This is a genomic window from Streptomyces sp. B8-7, from assembly GCF_058833805.1.
In genome coordinates, this window is sequence record NZ_JBYRRL010000001.1 from 930,366 (window position 1) to 945,042 (window position 14,677).

General features: G+C 74.4%; 14 protein-coding genes. 5 read left to right on the plus strand and 9 right to left on the minus strand.

The annotated features are described in order from the left end of the window. Positions 1–206: 206 nt before the first annotated feature. Positions 207–632, plus strand: a complete 426-nt coding sequence (locus tag AC5K6T_RS03865; RefSeq protein ID WP_493205624.1) for an ankyrin repeat domain-containing protein — start codon at positions 207–209, stop codon at positions 630–632. Positions 633–932: 300 nt separating this feature from the next. Here the strand turns inward: AC5K6T_RS03865 and AC5K6T_RS03870 are convergent, their stop codons facing one another. Together AC5K6T_RS03870 and AC5K6T_RS03875 are read right to left on the minus strand one after the other, a co-directional pair. Further along, positions 933–2,723 carry a pyridoxal phosphate-dependent aminotransferase gene (locus AC5K6T_RS03870; protein WP_493205626.1) on the minus strand — a complete coding sequence of 597 codons (1,791 nt, stop codon included), beginning with the start codon at positions 2,721–2,723 and terminating at the stop codon, positions 933–935. 186 nt (positions 2,724–2,909) lie between these two features. Beyond that, a complete protein-coding gene (locus tag AC5K6T_RS03875) occupies positions 2,910–3,350 on the minus strand; it encodes a MarR family winged helix-turn-helix transcriptional regulator (RefSeq protein ID WP_493205628.1) in 441 nt (146 codons plus the stop codon). Positions 3,351–3,453: 103 nt separating this feature from the next. On the opposite strand from AC5K6T_RS03875, the gene AC5K6T_RS03880 reads away from it, so the two are divergent. Both AC5K6T_RS03880 and AC5K6T_RS03885 read left to right on the plus strand, forming a co-directional pair. Further along, positions 3,454–4,452: an NADP-dependent oxidoreductase gene (locus AC5K6T_RS03880; protein ID WP_493205630.1), complete on the plus strand. Its 999-nt coding sequence runs from the start codon at positions 3,454–3,456 to the stop codon at positions 4,450–4,452. Positions 4,453–4,831: 379 nt separating this feature from the next. Further along, positions 4,832–5,251 carry an organic hydroperoxide resistance protein gene (locus AC5K6T_RS03885; protein ID WP_493205632.1) on the plus strand — a complete coding sequence of 140 codons (420 nt, stop codon included), beginning with the start codon at positions 4,832–4,834 and terminating at the stop codon, positions 5,249–5,251. A gap of 72 nt (positions 5,252–5,323) precedes the next feature. Here the strand turns inward: AC5K6T_RS03885 and AC5K6T_RS03890 are convergent, their stop codons facing one another. Further along, entirely contained in the window at positions 5,324–6,331 is a 1,008-nt protein-coding gene (locus AC5K6T_RS03890; RefSeq protein WP_493205634.1) for a GlxA family transcriptional regulator, read from the minus strand. A gap of 192 nt (positions 6,332–6,523) precedes the next feature. On the opposite strand from AC5K6T_RS03890, the gene AC5K6T_RS03895 reads away from it, so the two are divergent. After that, a complete protein-coding gene (locus AC5K6T_RS03895) occupies positions 6,524–7,420 on the plus strand; it encodes an EI24 domain-containing protein (RefSeq protein WP_493205636.1) in 897 nt (298 codons plus the stop codon). Between the two features lie 280 nt (positions 7,421–7,700). On the opposite strand, the gene AC5K6T_RS03900 is transcribed toward AC5K6T_RS03895, so the two are convergent. Next, on the minus strand, positions 7,701–8,609 hold the full coding sequence (locus AC5K6T_RS03900; protein WP_493205638.1) for an SGNH/GDSL hydrolase family protein: 909 nt from the start codon (positions 8,607–8,609) through the stop codon (positions 7,701–7,703). A 261-nt stretch (positions 8,610–8,870) separates the two neighbouring features. Between AC5K6T_RS03900 and AC5K6T_RS03905 the strand changes: the two genes are divergently transcribed. Further along, positions 8,871–9,365: a DUF3145 domain-containing protein gene (locus AC5K6T_RS03905; RefSeq protein WP_493205639.1), complete on the plus strand. Its 495-nt coding sequence runs from the start codon at positions 8,871–8,873 to the stop codon at positions 9,363–9,365. A gap of 363 nt (positions 9,366–9,728) precedes the next feature. On the opposite strand, the gene AC5K6T_RS03910 is transcribed toward AC5K6T_RS03905, so the two are convergent. The 5 genes from AC5K6T_RS03910 to AC5K6T_RS03930 form a co-directional block, all read right to left on the minus strand. Then, entirely contained in the window at positions 9,729–11,012 is a 1,284-nt protein-coding gene (locus tag AC5K6T_RS03910; RefSeq protein ID WP_493205641.1) for a beta-ketoacyl-[acyl-carrier-protein] synthase family protein, read from the minus strand. An 83-nt stretch (positions 11,013–11,095) separates the two neighbouring features. Then, on the minus strand, positions 11,096–11,344 hold the full coding sequence (locus AC5K6T_RS03915) for an acyl carrier protein (protein ID WP_004988657.1): 249 nt from the start codon (positions 11,342–11,344) through the stop codon (positions 11,096–11,098). A gap of 44 nt (positions 11,345–11,388) precedes the next feature. Next, positions 11,389–12,390, minus strand: coding sequence for a ketoacyl-ACP synthase III (locus AC5K6T_RS03920; protein WP_493205643.1), 1,002 nt, complete (start codon positions 12,388–12,390; stop codon positions 11,389–11,391). 28 nt (positions 12,391–12,418) lie between these two features. Continuing rightward, the gene (locus AC5K6T_RS03925) at positions 12,419–13,351 is read right to left on the minus strand and encodes an ACP S-malonyltransferase (protein ID WP_493207320.1); all 933 of its coding nucleotides are present in this window, start codon (positions 13,349–13,351) and stop codon (positions 12,419–12,421) included. A gap of 89 nt (positions 13,352–13,440) precedes the next feature. Beyond that, complete coding sequence (locus AC5K6T_RS03930) at positions 13,441–14,646, minus strand: PucR family transcriptional regulator (protein WP_493205644.1); 1,206 nt, start codon at positions 14,644–14,646, stop codon at positions 13,441–13,443. Between the last annotated feature and the right edge of the window lie 31 nt (positions 14,647–14,677).

Consider the following 14,677-nt stretch of genomic DNA (forward strand, 5'->3'; position numbering starts at 1 on the left):
ACGGGGGTCGGCGCGGCCGGTATCCGGGCGAACGGCCTACGCAGGAGGGGCCGGGCAGCGGGAGCGGGCGGCAGAAGGGGCGCGGGCGGCGGGTGCTGGGGAAGGGGGCGCCGGCCGAGCGGGCCCCGGGGCGGGCGGGCCTCGGGCGGGGAGGCGGCGCGAAAAGCCGAGGACGGGGCCGGGCCCGCGCCGTAGGGTCGGCGGCTGTGAACAGGCGCAGAAGCAAGAAGCTGGCCCGCCGGCTGGTGACGGCCGTGCTGCTGGAGGACCTCGACGGGGTGCGGGCGGCGCTGCGGGCCGGGGCCGATCCACAGGCGGCCGACCCGGACGGGACGACCCCGCTCTACCAGGCGTCGGTCAACGGCAGCGCCGGCCTGGTGCGGCTGCTGCTGGCCGCGGGCGCCGGCCCCGACACCGAGAGCGGGCACGGCAGCGAGGGCACCCCCCTGTGCGGGGCCGCCTGCTGGGGCCACACCGACGCGGTGCGGGCGCTGCTGGAGGGGGGTGCCGACCCGCTGCTGCGGGAGGACGCCGGGACCGGGTACACCCCGCTGGAGTGGGCGCGACGGGGATCCCACCCGGAGACGGAGGCGCTGCTCACGGCGGCGGCCGCGGCACGGTCCGGTCCGTAGCGCGGAGGGACCTGCCCGGCCGGCCGGCATCCGCCGCGACCGGCCGGCCCGGCGGAGGGGAACCGGCCCGGGCCGGGCCGTTGAGGGGCGTACGGTGCTGCCGCCGACGGCGTGCGTACGGCGGTGGGGCGGGCCGCGGCCGGGTGCCGCGGCCCGCCGGGGGACGGGGTGCGGCGGTTGAGGGAGGCGCGGGGGGAGGCGCGCGGGGAGCGGTGCGCGGGTGGAGGGCCGCGGGGCGGTTCGACGGGGGCCGTCCCGCCGACGGGGGACTTCGGCGGGGCCGTCCCGCGGGTCCGGGCGCTATCCGGCCGCCGCGGGCCAGCTGGGGTAGGCGTCCGGTCCGCCCGTGTGCGGCCAGCCGGTCGCGGGGGCGGGCGTGAGGCCGTTCGTGCCTCTGACCTCGGCGGCGGTCAGTCCGCCCTGTGCGGGAACGCCCGGCGGGGTGAGCCCGGCCGCGGGCACCGGCTGGGGGGCGGGCACCGGCCCCGGGGCCGGATCCGGCCGGGGGACCGGCACGGGGCCGAGCGCCGGGACCGGCTGGGGGAGGACCGGCTCCGGCTGCACGAACGGGCCGGCCTGCGGCAGGGCGGCGGAGACGGGCGGGGCCGGATGCGCGGGCGCGGCGAGCTGCGCGGGCGGGCCGAGTTGCGCGGGCGCGGCGAGCTGCGGCGCCGGGGTGAGCTGTTGGGGCGCCGCGAGGGCGCCGACGGGCTGCGGGGAGGCCGGCGCGGCCGCCGGCTGCGGCGCAGCGGGCACGGCCACCGGCTGTGGCGCAGCGGGCACGGCCGCCGGCTGTGGAGGCGCGCCCGCCCCGACGGGCTGCGGGGGCGCCGCGGCGGGCTCCGGCGGGAGGGACTGGGGCGGGGCGGCCCGCAGCCCGGCTCCGTTGGTGGCGCTGACCAGCCGGTCCACGGCCGCCGTCCCCGAGCTGTAGCTGGTCCCGTTGCCCGGCTCGGGGACGGCGGCCGCTCCCCTCCTGGTCCCGTAGAGCACCTGTTCCAGGCCGGACACCAGGCGACGCACGTCGACCTGGGGGCGCACCACGAGACGCAGGAAGCGGCTGGAGGAGCCGATCTTGTTGCCGCACTCGCGGACCAGGAGCCGGTGCTCGGTGAGCAGCCGGTCGCGGACCACGGTTCCCTCGGCTCCGACGGGCAGGCGCACGAAGAGGAAGTTGCCCTGGGAGGGATAGACGGTGAGGCCCGGCAGCGCGGACAGGGCGCCGGACATCTCCATCCGGTCGCGGCGGACCTGCTGGAGGCTCTGCGCGTACTCCGCGCCGTGCTCCCGCAGCATGAACACCACGTGCTCGGCGAAGGAGTTGAGGTTCCACTTCGGCAGCATGGAACGGACCCGGCCGGCCAGCGCGGGGTTGGCGACGAGGTAGCCGAAGCGGATGCCGTGCAGGCCGAAGTTCTTGCCGAGGCTGCGCAGCACGATCACGTTGGGCCGCAGCATGGCCTCCTGCACCACCGACGGGTCGGCCTCGGCGTCGGCGAACTCCAGGAAGCTCTCGTCCACCACGACGAGGTCGAGATCGGCCATGGCGTCCATGAACTGCACGACCAGGTGCCGGGGCAGGAACCCGCCGTCGGGGTTGTTGGGGTTGCACAGCACCGCGACGCGGGTGCCGCGGGCCCGCAGGAACGCGGCGTACTGGGCGAGGTCGAGGGCGAAGCCGCCGGACTCCTGGAGCGGGAACATGTCCACCCGCTTGCCGGTCTCCATCGGCTGGTCGGTCCAGCGGCCGAAGGTGGGGACGGGGATGCCGAGGGACTCCCGGACGAGCAGGTGGTCGATCCAGGTGATCAGCTCCGTGGAGCCGTTGCCCATCGCCACGCACTGCGGGGGAAGGCCGAGCAGGGCGCACAGTTCGGCGGTGATGGTGTCGGCGCCGCTCGGGTAGTAGGTGATGATGTCCCGCAGCCGGGCCGCCATCTCCTCGAACATCGCCGGGGTGGGGAAGTAGGGGTTGCACGGGATGCAGAAGTCCACCGGACCGGACTCGTCACCGCCCTCGCGGGTCAGCGCCGCCATCGACGGGCTGTGCGCCGCCGTGCCGCGGAACAGCGAGGTGACGTTGCCGGTCAAGGGAACCTCCGTCGGTGGACGGCCCGCGCGGGGGAGCGCGGGCCGCCTCTCCATACGGAGACGGCAGCGGTGATGTTCACCTCGCGGGGAACGTGAGCCGGGCCACGCGGCACGCCGCGAGGCACCCCGCGAGGCACTCCGGGCGGCACGCCGCGCGGCACTCCGGGCGGCCGCCGGGCGGGCTCCCTACTCCGGTGCGTCGAGCATCCGCCGCAGCAGCCCGCGCAGGGCGATGCGCTCCTCCACGGACAGTCCGGCCAGGGGCTCCCTCGCGAAGCGCAGCGAGTCGCGCAGGCTGCGGGCCACCTGCCGGCCCTCGGCGGTGACGACGGCGACCTTGACCCGCCGGTCCGCCGGGTCGGGCCGACGCTCCACGAGGCCGCGGGCCGCCAGCCGGTCCACGATGCCGGTGACGTTCGACGGCTCGCACTTCAGCCGCTGCGCCAGCTTCCGCATCGGCAGGGCCTCCAGCGCGAGCAGTCCGAGCAGCCTGGCCTGCGCCCCGGTCAGCGCGTGCCCGGCGGCGGCCTGCTCGTACTCCTCGTGGTAGCGGGCGACGACCGAGCCGATGAGGTCGACGACCTCCAGGGTCAGCTCGTCGGGGCGGGGCTGTGGGGGATGGGCCATGCCTCCACCTTACCCGCATTACTTGACAACATGAAATATTCACCTGCATGGTTGTTTCAGTTACTGAAGTACTCCGCCGAGGCGATCCCGAAAGGCACCCCCCGTGATCAACCGTGAATGGCACCTGCTCAGCCGTCCCGTCGGCTGGCCCAAGCCCGAGGACTTCGCGCTGGTGGAGACCGAGGTCCCGACGCCGGCCGAGGGTCAGATCCTGGTCCGCAACGCGTACCTGTCCGTCGACCCGTACATGCGCGGCCGGATGAGCGCCGCCAAGTCCTACGTCGCCCCCTACGAGCTGGGGCGGGTCATGGAGGGAGGCGCGGTCGGCGAGGTCGTCGCCTCGAACGCGGAGGGCGTCGCGGTCGGCGACCATGTGCTGCACTTCCTCGGCTGGCGCGAGTACGCCGTCCTGGACGCCGGGCAGGCCGTGAAGGTCGACCCCGCGGCCGCGCCGCTGTCGACGTACCTCGGCGTCCTCGGCATGCCCGGCCTGACCGCCTACGCGGGACTGCTGCGCACGGCCGCGCTCAAGGAGGGCGACTCGGTGTTCGTCTCCGGCGCCGCGGGGGCCGTCGGCAGCCAGGTCGGGCAGATCGCGAAGCTGAAGGGCGCCTCGCGGGTGATCGGCTCGGCCGGGTCGGACGAGAAGGTCAAGCTGCTGGTCGAGGAGTACGGCTTCGACGCCGCCTTCAACTACAAGAACGGCCGCGTCGCCGACCAGCTGCGCGAGGCCGCCCCGGACGGTGTCGACGTGTACTTCGACAACGTCGGCGGCGACCACCTGGAGGCCGCGATCGGCTCCCTGAACCAGGGCGGCCGCATCGCGGTGTGCGGCATGATCTCGGTCTACAACGACACCGAGCCCGCCCCCGGCCCGCGCAACCTCGCCCGGCTGATCCAGACCCGCGGCCGTATGGAGGGCCTCCTGGTCAGCGACCACTACGACCTCCAGCCCCAGTTCGTCCAGGAGGTCGGCCCCTGGGTCGCCTCGGGCGCGCTGAAGTACCGCGAGACCGTCACCCAGGGCATCGAGAGCAACCTGGAGGCGTTCCTGGGCGTGCTGCGGGGCGACAACACCGGAAAGATGATCGTCAAGCTCTGAGCGCCTCTTTGGCCAGGTCACCCGGCCAGGTCACCCGGCCAGGTCGCCCGGCCAGGTCGCCCGGCCAGGTCGCCCGGCCAGGTCGCCCGGCCGGGTCGCCCGGTCCGCGTGACCCTGCGTCGCCCGGCCGGGGCGGCCGGGGCGGCGGGGGCCGCGGGTCGGCGGGCCGAGGCGGCCGGTCCTGCACGTCGGGCCGCATCGCGCCGCTCGCCGCACCGCCCGCCGCGCCTCATCGCCCTCCGGCCCCGCCGGCCCGCCCGGTGGGGCGGGCGGAGCGGCCCAGGCTCTGGTGAAGAGTTTCCGTCATGCGGTAACTTCTTTCCGAAACCGCCGTCGATCGTGGGCGCGAGTCACGGCGGACGAGGAGGAAGACCACCGCATGCCCATTCAGCAGTCCGACGTCCTGTACACGGCCGTCGCCACCGCCGAGAACGGCCGCGACGGCCGTGTCGCCACCGACGACGGCCGGCTCGACGTCGTCGTCAACCCGCCCGTCGCGCTCGGCGGCAGTGGCAGCGGCACCAACCCGGAGCAGCTGTTCGCCGCCGGCTACAGCGCCTGCTTCCAGGGCGCACTCGGCGTGGCCGCCCGCGAGGAGGGCGCCGACGTCTCCGGCTCGACCGTCACCGCGAAGGTCGGCATCGGCAAGAACGGGGACGGCTTCGGCCTCGTCGTCGAGATCTCGGCCGAGATCCCCGGGGCCGACCCCGAGACGGCCGCGTCCCTGATCAAGAAGGCTCACGAGATCTGCCCGTACTCGAAGGCGACGCGCGGGAACATCACCGTGACGCTGGCCTGACGCCGGTCGTTGCGTACGACGGGGGCCGCACCCTTGGACGTGGGGTGCGGCCCCCGTCCGTGCCCGGACCCGTCACGTCCGGGCACCCGGCTCCGTCTCCGTGCCGAAGCGCTGCCGGTAGGCCGAGGGGGTCAGCCCGGTCTCACGGCGCAGCAGCGTGCGGAGGTTGGCCGGGGTGCCGAGCCCGCTGTGGCGGGCGACGGCGTCGATGCGGGTGTCCCCGCGTTCGAGCAGCCGGCGGGCGAGGGTGACGCGTTCCGCCGTCAGCCAGGCCAGTGGTGTGGTGCCGAGCTGGGCGCGGAAGCGGCGGTGCAGGGTGGTGGTGCTGACGGCCGCCTCGGTCGCGAGGTCCGCCACGGTGAGGGGGGTGCCGAGCCGTTCCTGGGCCCAGGCGAGCAGCGGGGCCAGCGACTCGTCGGGCAGATCGGGCATGGGGCGTTCGATGAACTGCTTCTGCCCGCCGTCGCGGTGGGCGGGGAAGACGAGCCGGCGGCTGATGGTGTTGGCGGTCTCCGCACCGTGGTCCCGGCGGATGATGTGCAGACCGAGGTCCAGTGCCGCGGCGCTGCCCGCCGAGGTGAGGATGTCGCCGTCGTCGACGAAGAGGACGTCGGGCTCGACGCGGACCGCGGGGTGGCGGGAGCGCAGCAGGTCCGCACTCTGCCAGTGGGTGGTGGCCCGGCGCCCGTCGAGCACGCCGGCCTGGGCCAGCGCGAACACCCCGGTGCAGAAGGAGACCAGGCGCGCCCCCCGGGCGTGGGCGCGGCGTAGGGCGTCCAGCAGGTCGGGGTGGCGGGGCCGGCCGGCCTCGGGCCGGCTCGGGACGACCAGGGTGTCGGCGGACTCGGCCGCTTCCAGGCCCGCCGTTCCGGAGAGGGTGAAGAAGCGGTCGCGCATCACGGTGCGGTCGTGAGGCGTGCAGAGGGTGAAGTCGTACAGATCGCGGCCCAGTTCGGGTCGGGGCAGGCCGAAGAGCTCGGTGGCGCAGCCGAGTTCGAAGGGGTTGGTGTTCTCGTCCACGAGGACGGCCACCCGGTGCGGCCGGAGTCCTGAGGGGGCGTGGAAGGATTCTTGCGGCATGCGCCTGTTGTAGCACTCGCGCTCCGCCGTGCCGCCGGGGAGGAAGAGGCCTGGTGAGCGGCGGGGCGCCGGGTGCCCTTTCTGCGGGCGTCCGGGCCGCCGTCGTGTCCGTCCGTCCGGCCGGTCGTGCGCCTGCGCGTGCGCCGAGGGCGTCCCGCCGGACCCGCGAAGTCGGCCGGTAGAGTGCGGGACATGCGCGATCTGGGGGCCGGTTTCGGTTATCTCGTCAAGGGCCAGCGCTGGGTGGCCCAGCACGGCAGGCGGTACGGCTTCGGCCTGCTGCCGGGACTGATCACCCTCGTGCTGTACGTCGCCGCGCTGGTCGCCCTCGCCGTGTGGGGCGCTGACGCCGTGGCGTGGGCGACGCCGTTCGCCGACGACTGGTCGAGCCCCTGGAACGGCCTGTTCCGCGGCTTCCTCACCGTCGTGCTGTTCGCGCTGGGCCTGCTGCTGGCCGTACTGACCTTCACCGCCGTGACGCTGCTCGTCGGACAGCCCTTCTACGACAGCCTGTCGGAGGCGGTCGACCGGGACGTGTCCCCCGACGGCACCGCACCCGAGTCGGGGCTGCCGCTGATCCGGGACCTGTGGATCTCGGCCCGGGACAGCCTGCGGATCCTGCTGCGCGCCTCCTGCTGGGGCGTGCTGCTGTTCGCACTGGGCTTCGTGCCTGTCGCCGGACAGACCGTCGTCCCCGCGGTCGGCTTCCTCGTCACCGGCTTCTTCCTCACCGAGGAGCTGACCGCCGTCGCGCTCCAGCGCCGGGGCGTCGAACTGCGCGAACGGCTCCGCCTGCTCCGCACCCGCAGAACACTGGCCTGGGGCTTCGGCACGCCTCTGGGTCTGGCCTTCCTCGTCCCCTTCGTCGCGGTCTTCCTGATGCCCGGCGCGGTCGCCGGCGCCACCCTCATGGCCCGCGACCTCCTCGGCGAGCCCACCCCCACCGACCCGGCCGCCGACCCGGCCGCCGACCCGGCCGCCGACCCGGCCGCCGACACGCCCCCTGTCCCCCACGGCACCGACTACGACGCGCCCCCGTCTGCGGCCACGAACGACACCCCCGCCCGGGCCCCTCACGGCCGGAGTTGACCGTCGGCGCGGCTTCCGTCGTATCGGCCGTCGGCGCCACCTCCCGGATCACCGTGGAGCCGCATGCAGCGAAACGCCGACGGGGACGCGCCCGGGTGAGGGCTTCCGCCGCCCGCCCGGCAGCGTCCGGCCGGACCGCGGCGGCACCCGCGCCCGCCGGATCCCGCCGGATCCCGCCGGATCCCGCCGGATCCCGCCGGATCCCGCCGGATCCCGCCGGATCCCGCCGGATCCCGCCGGACCACGTTCCGGTGCGGTCGTGGTGACGGGCGCGGGTGCTTCAGTGCTCGGGGGCGGTGACGGTCCGGTAGGCGATCTCCGCGAGGCGGGCCTGTCCGTCGACGCTCGGGTGGAAGCGGTCCCACCGGCTCAACTGCCCGGTGCCGAACCGGTACGCGTACACCGCGCCGCCGTCGAAGCGACAGCGCGTGTCCCGCGCGCACACCTCCCGCAGCGCCTCGTTGTACGCCTCCACGCGGCGTCGCACGGTCTCCCGGCGCTGCACCGCCGCCTCGTCCAGCGACTCCGCGTCGCCCAGCATCGACGGGCACACGCCCAGCTTCCACACCTGCCGGCCCAGCTCGCTGGTGCGGCCCTGGGCCCACAGCCGTTTGAGGTCGGGCACGCTCGCCACGTACATCTGCGCACGGGGCAGTGACCGGCGCAGGGTGCTCAGCGTCTCCTCGAAGGACGCCCGGAACGCGGCCACGGGCGTCATCCGCTCCGGGGTCTCCCGGCAGGCGTCGTTGGCCCCGGCCATCACGGTGACCAGTTCCGGGGAGCGGGTCACGGCGGCCGCCATCTGCCGCGGCAGATCCGCCATCCGGGCCCCGGACACGGCGTAGTTCCAGCTGTGCCCGGCCGCCCGCGCCGGACCCAGCAGCCGCACGGCGAGCGAGTCCACGTCCGGGCGGCTGCCGGTGGCCCAGGACGCCTCGGGGCAGTCGGACAGCACCCCGCACGCGTCGAAGGCGCGCGTGATGGAGTCGCCGACCGCCGCGACCGAGCGCGGGCTGCGGTTCCACACGGGCGTCGGCGTCGGCCGGGCGGGTGCGGCCCGGGTGCCGGACGGGGCGGAGTCCCCGCCCCCGGCGTCGCAGGCCGCGACCCCCACGACCCCCACGACCCCCGCGACGGCCGCCGCCACGCCCGCCGCGACCCCCGTCACGATCCGTCTCCGCTCGCGCATCCTCACCGGTCCTCTCGGCCGACGGACGGGGCCGCCTCCGCACACGGCCCCCACCATGACAACGTCCGGGGGTTCCCGGACGCGCGGGCCGTGACGGTCCGCCCACGCGCAGGCGTCCTGCCGGGTGAATGGTGCGGGTTTCCGGGCGCCGGGACCGACGGTACGTCACACTCCTTGCCCCGGCGCACGGTAGCCTCGCCATCAGCGTGGCTGTCCTGCCACCCGCTCGGCCCGCCTGTCCTGCTCTGCCCGGAGGTCCCGGTGACGACACGTGGAGTTCTGTACGTGCACTCCGCTCCGCGCGCGCTGTGCCCGCACGTGGAGTGGGCCGTCGCCGGAGTGCTGGGCACCCGCGTCAACCTCGACTGGATCCGTCAGCCCGCCGCGCCCGGCACCTGGCGGTCGGAGTTCTCCTGGCAGGGCGAGCCCGGCACGGCCTCCAAGCTGGCCTCCGCGCTGCGCGGCTGGCACCTGCTGCGCTTCGAGGTCACCGCCGAGCCCAGCGCCACCAGCGAGGGCGAGCGCTACAGCTGCACCCCCGACCTCGGCATCTTCCACGCCGTCACCGGTATCCACGGCGACATCCTCATCCCCGAGGACCGGCTGCGCGCGGCGCTGCTGCGCAGTCGGCGCGGCGAGACCGAGCTGGAGGCCGAACTGACCCGGCTGCTGGGCAAGCCCTGGGACGACGAGCTGGAGCCGTTCCGGTACGCCGGCGAGGGCGCCCCGGTCCGCTGGCTGCACCAGGTGGTCTGAGCGCGTCCCCGTCCGCACCGGGCCCGCCCGGCCCTCCCCGTCCGCGCGGGCTCGTACGACCGCCTCAGCGGTCCGTGCCGGCCCGCCCGCCCGGGCCGTACCGCCCGCCCGCCCGGCCCCGCGTATCGCCCGCCCGGGCCGTTCGCACCGCCCGCCCGCCCGCCCGGCCGTCAGCCGTCCGCACCGGCCCGCCCCGGCCCGCCCCGGCCGGCCCGGTCCTGTCGGCACGGGCCGCCTCTCCCGGACGCAGAAGCCCCCGCCGCGGGCCGCCCGGCGGCCCCACGGCGGGGTCGGCACAGCACACGAAGCGGCCCGGACTCCGAGGAGTCCGGGCCGCTCGACGTGTCGGTGCGACGGCGTCCGTCAGACCGTCCGGAACGCCAGGACCACGTTGTGCCCGCCGAAGCCGAACGAGTCGTTCAGCGCGGCGATACGGCCCTCGACGGGCAGCTTGCGGGCCTCGCCCCGGACGACGTCGGCGTTGGCCTCCGCCTCGGGGTCGAGGTTCTCGACGTTGATGGTGGGCGGGGCCACCCGGTGGTACAGGGCGAGCACGGTCGCGACGGTCTCGACACCGCCGGCGCCGCCGAGCAGGTGCCCCGTCATCGACTTGGTCGCGGACACCGCCATGTGGTCGGCGTCCTCGCCGAACACCTTGCGCAGCGCCTTCAGCTCGGCGATGTCACCGGCCGGGGTGGACGTCGCGTGCGCGTTGACGTGCACGATCTCCGCCGGGTCCAGGTCGGTGTTGTCGAGCAGGTTCTGCAGGGCGTGCGAGATGCCCCGCCCCTCCGGCTCCGGCTGCACGATGTCGTGGCTGTCGGCGGAGATGCCCTGCCCGACGGCCTCGGCGTACACCCGGGCGCCGCGCCGGGCGGCGTGCTCGGCGGACTCCAGGACGACGACACCGGCTCCCTCACCCAGGACGAAGCCGTCGCGGGCGACGTCGTAGGGACGCGAGGCGCCCTGCGGGTCGTCGTTGTTCTTGGACATCGCCATCATGTTGCCGAACGCGGCGATCGGCAGCGGGTGGATCGCCGCCTCGGTGCCGCCGGCGACGACCACGTCGGCGCGGCCGGAGCGGATCATCTCGATGGCGTAGCCGATCGCCTCGGCGCCGGACGCGCACGCGGAGACCGGCGTGTGCACGCCCGCGCGGGCGCCCACGGCCAGACCGACGTTCGCCGACGGGCTGTTCGGCATGAGCATGGGGACGGTGTGCGGGGAGACGCGGCGGACGCCCTTCTCCTTGAGCACGTCGTACTGGCCGAGGAGCGTCGTCACGCCGCCGATGCCGGAGGCGATGACCGCGCCCAGACGGTCGGGGTCGACGTCGTTGCCGTCCTCGCCGTTCTCTCCGGCCTTGGTGGTGAAGCCGGCGTCCCGCCAGGCCTCCTGAGCCGCGATCAGCGCGAACTGCGCGGAGCGGTCGAGGCGGCGGGCCTGCGGCCGGGGAATGACCTCGGTCGGCTCCACGGCGACCGGGGCGGCGATGCGGACCGCCTGCTCGGCGGCCCACTCCTGCTCCAGGGGCCGGACACCGGACTTGCCGGCAACCAGGCCCTCCCAGGTGGAGGCCACGTCGCCACCCAGCGGTGTGGTTGCGCCGATACCGGTGACGACCACGGTGCGATTGGTCGAGCTCACGGGAATACTTTCTCCAGATTCGAGGAATCAGCGGCGCCACCGCCGGGTGGCGGGGCAGTCAGCCCAAAGCAGTGATCGGCTGATCAGGCCTGGTGCTTGAGGATGTACTCGGTGGCGTCACCGACGGTCTTCAGGTTCTTGACGTCGTCGTCCGGGATCTTGACGTCGAAGCGCTCTTCGGCGGCGACGACGACCTCGACCATGGACAGCGAGTCGACGTCCAGGTCGTCGGTGAAGGACTTGTCCAGCTGGACGTCCTCGACCGGGATGCCGGCGATCTCGTTCACGATCTCGGCGAGACCGGCGACGATCTCTTCCTGAGTGGCGGCCATGTCGGCGCTCCTTCGTAGATGTTTCAGAGGGTGTGGCGGTGTGCCTAGGGGAGGGTAACGACCGTGGCGGCGTAGACGAGACCCGCCCCGAAGCCGATGACGAGCGCGGTGTCGCCGCTCTTCGCCTCCCCGGTCGCCAGGAGCCGCTCCATCGCGAGCGGGATCGAGGCGGCCGAGGTGTTGCCGGTGGTGCGCACGTCACGGGCCACCGTGACGGACTCCGGCAGTCTGAGGGTCTTCACCATCGAGTCGATGATCCGCTCGTTCGCCTGGTGCGGGATGAAGACGTCGAGTTCGTCGGGCGAGATCCCGGCGGCGTCCAGCGCCTCCTTGGCGACCTTCGCCATCTCGAACACGGCCCAGCGGAAGACCGCCTGGCCTTCCTGCGTGATGGCCGGGAAGCGCTCGACACCGCCGTCGCGGTAGTCCGTCCACGGCACGGTCTGCTTGATGGTCTCGGACTTGTCGCCCTCGCTGCCCCAGACCGTGGGGCCGATCGCGGGAACGTCCGAGGGGCCGACGACGACCGCGCCCGCGCCGTCCCCGAACAGGAACGCCGTCGCGCGGTCCTCCAGGTCGGTCAGGTCGCTCAGCCGCTCGACGCCGATGACCAGGACGTACTCCGCGGACCCCTCGACGATCATGCCCTTGGCGAGGGTCAGGCCGTAGCCGAAGCCCGCGCAGCCGGCCGAGATGTCGAACGCGGCCGCCTTGTCCGTGCCGAGCTTGTCGGCGATCTCGGTGGCGACCGCCGGGGTCTGCTTGAAGTGCGAGACCGTCGACACGATCACCGCGCCGATCTGCTCGGCGGTGATCCCCGCGTCGGCGACGGCCTTGCCGGACGCCTCCACGGACATCGCGGCGACCGTCTCGTCCTCACCGGCCCAGTGCCGGGTCTGGATGCCGGAGCGCGAACGGATCCACTCGTCGGAGGAGTCGATCTTCTCGAGGATCACCTCGTTGGGGACGACCCGGGTCGGCCGGTAGCCGCCCACGCCCAGGATCCGCGCGTACGGGGCGCCCTTGGCGGGCTTGATCTTCGACATGTCCGTTCGGCTCCTTCGGGGGACGGGGTCAGGCGCCCGCCGCAGCGGAGTCCGCCGCGGAGGCCAGCAGTGCGCGGGCCGCGTCGAGGTCGTCGGGGGTCTTCAGGGCCAGCGTCGCCACACCCGGCAGCGCCCGCTTGGCCAGACCGGTCAGCGTACCGCCGGGGCAGACCTCGATCAGCGCCGTCGCCCCGAGCTCCTTGAACGTCTCCATGCACAGGTCCCAGCGGACCGGGTTGGCGACCTGGCCGACCAGGCGGGAGAGCACCTCGGTGCCGTCGGCGACGGTGCGGCCGTCCTTGTTGGAGACGTAGGAGACCTTCGGGTCGGCCGGGGACAGCTCCTCGGCCGCCTCGGCCAGCGCGTCGACCGCGGGGGCCATGTGGTGCGTGTGGAAGGCGCCGGCCACCTTCAGCGGAACGACCTTGCGGACGCCCTCCGGCTTGTCCTCGGCCAGCGCGGCGAGCTGCTCCAGCGTGCCCGCGGCCACGATCTGGCCGGCACCGTTGACGTTCGCCGGGGTCAGGCCCAGCTTCTCCAGATGCGCCACGGACACCTCGGGGTCGCCGCCCAGCAGCGCCGACATGCCCGTCCCGGTGACCGCCGCGGCCTCGGCCATGGCCAGGCCCCGCCGGCGCACCAGGGTGAGCGCGGCGGTGTCGTCCAGCACCCCGGCGAAGGCGGCGGCGGTGATCTCGCCGACACTGTGGCCGGCGACCGCGCCCGGTGCGATGTCACCGAGTGCCGCGGCGGACAGCAGTCCGGCGGCGACCAGCAGCGGCTGCGCCACGGCCGTGTCGCGGATCGCGTCGGCGTCGGCCTTGGTGCCGTAGTGGGCGAGGTCCAGCCCGATGGCGTCGGACCAGGCGGCCAGCCGGTCGGCGGCGCCGGGCAGTTCGAGCCAGGGGGTCAGGAAGCCGGGCGTCTGGGCGCCCTGGCCGGGAGCGACGAGTACGAACACTCTCACACTCTCTCTTGTGGACGGGCGGAGCCGCCCGTGGGGACTAGGACGAAGAACGCGAAGGGGTTTTGTGGACTTCCCACAAAGCGCTACAGAGGGAGGTCGCCGTCGGCCAGACGTCCCAGGATCAGCGCGATCCGCAGCGTGAACGCCGACCGAACATCCGACGGCGACCAGCCAGTGACGTCAGTCACACGTCGAAGCCGGTAGCGCACGGTGTTGGGGTGCACAAAAAGCATCCGTGCGGCACCCTCCAGGCTGCTCGCCTGTTCCAGGTAGACGCTGAGGGTCTCCAGCAGCGCCGAACCGGCCTCCTCCAGCGGTCTGTAGATCTCCTCCACCAACTGCTCGCGCGCGCTCGGGTCTCCGGCGATCGCCCGCTCCGGCAGGAGATCGTCCGCCAGCACCGGCCGCGGGGCGTCCTGCCAGGCGGAACACGCCTTGAGGCCGGCCGCGGCGGCCTGCGCGGACCGGGTGGCGGCCAGCAGGTCGGGCACCACCGGCCCGGCGACGACCGGCCCGGCGGCGTACGGGCCGATCAGCGACCGGGCCACGCCCAGCGGGTTGTCGCTGCCGCCCGCGATCACCACCAGCCGGTCGCCGAGCACCCCGGTCAGTACCTGCAGCTTGGCGTGCCGGGCGGCCCGCCGGATCGCCTCCACGGTCAGTTCGGAGTCCCCGTCGGGTGCCGTGCCCAGCACCACGCACACGTGCTCCGGCGCGTTCCAGCCCAGCGCCGCCGCCCGCGAGACGGCGCCTTCGTCCGCCTCGCCGCTCAGCACGGCGTTCACCACCAGCGACTCCAGGCGCGCGTCCCAGGCACCGCGTGCCTCGGCGGCCTGCGCGTACACCTGGGCGGTGGCGAAGGCGATCTCCCGGGCGTAGACCAGCAGCGCCTCGCGCAGCACGCGCTCGTCGCCGGGCGCGGCGACCTCCTCGATCGCGCTCTCCATCACCTCGATGGTGGTGCGCACCATCTCCACGGTCTGGCGCAGGGTGATCGCCCGGGTCAGCTCGCGCGGGGCGGTGCCGAAGACGTCGGTGGAGATCGCCTGCGGGGCGTCCGGGCGCCGGAACCACTCGGTGAACGCGGCGATGCCCGCCTGGGCGACGAGCCCGATCCAGGAGCGGTTCTCCGGCGGCATCGCCCGGTACCACGGCAGCGTCTCGTCCATCCGCGCGATGGCCTGGGCGGCGAGCGATCCGGAGGACTTCTCCAGTCGCCGCAGCGTCGCCGCGTGCGGGTGGACGGGGTGCGGTGCGGCGTCGGAGGCGCGGGCTTCGGGTTCGGGCACGGGGACAAGACTGCCTTATCCGGACGGGAGC

Bases quoted from the DNA above. Each gene is read 5' to 3' on its own strand.
- AC5K6T_RS03900 (WP_493205638.1), bottom strand. From the start codon at position 8,609: ATGCGCGAGCGGAGACGGATCGTGACGGGGGTCGCGGCGGGCGTGGCG.
- AC5K6T_RS03915 (WP_004988657.1), bottom strand. From the start codon at position 11,344: ATGGCCGCCACTCAGGAAGAGATCGTCGCCGGTCTCGCCGAGATCGTG.
- AC5K6T_RS03885 (WP_493205632.1), top strand. From the start codon at position 4,832: ATGCCCATTCAGCAGTCCGACGTCCTGTACACGGCCGTCGCCACCGCC.
- AC5K6T_RS03895 (WP_493205636.1), top strand. From the start codon at position 6,524: ATGCGCGATCTGGGGGCCGGTTTCGGTTATCTCGTCAAGGGCCAGCGC.
- AC5K6T_RS03890 (WP_493205634.1), bottom strand. From the start codon at position 6,331: ATGCCGCAAGAATCCTTCCACGCCCCCTCAGGACTCCGGCCGCACCGG.
- AC5K6T_RS03875 (WP_493205628.1), bottom strand. From the start codon at position 3,350: ATGGCCCATCCCCCACAGCCCCGCCCCGACGAGCTGACCCTGGAGGTC.
- AC5K6T_RS03920 (WP_493205643.1), bottom strand. From the start codon at position 12,390: ATGTCGAAGATCAAGCCCGCCAAGGGCGCCCCGTACGCGCGGATCCTG.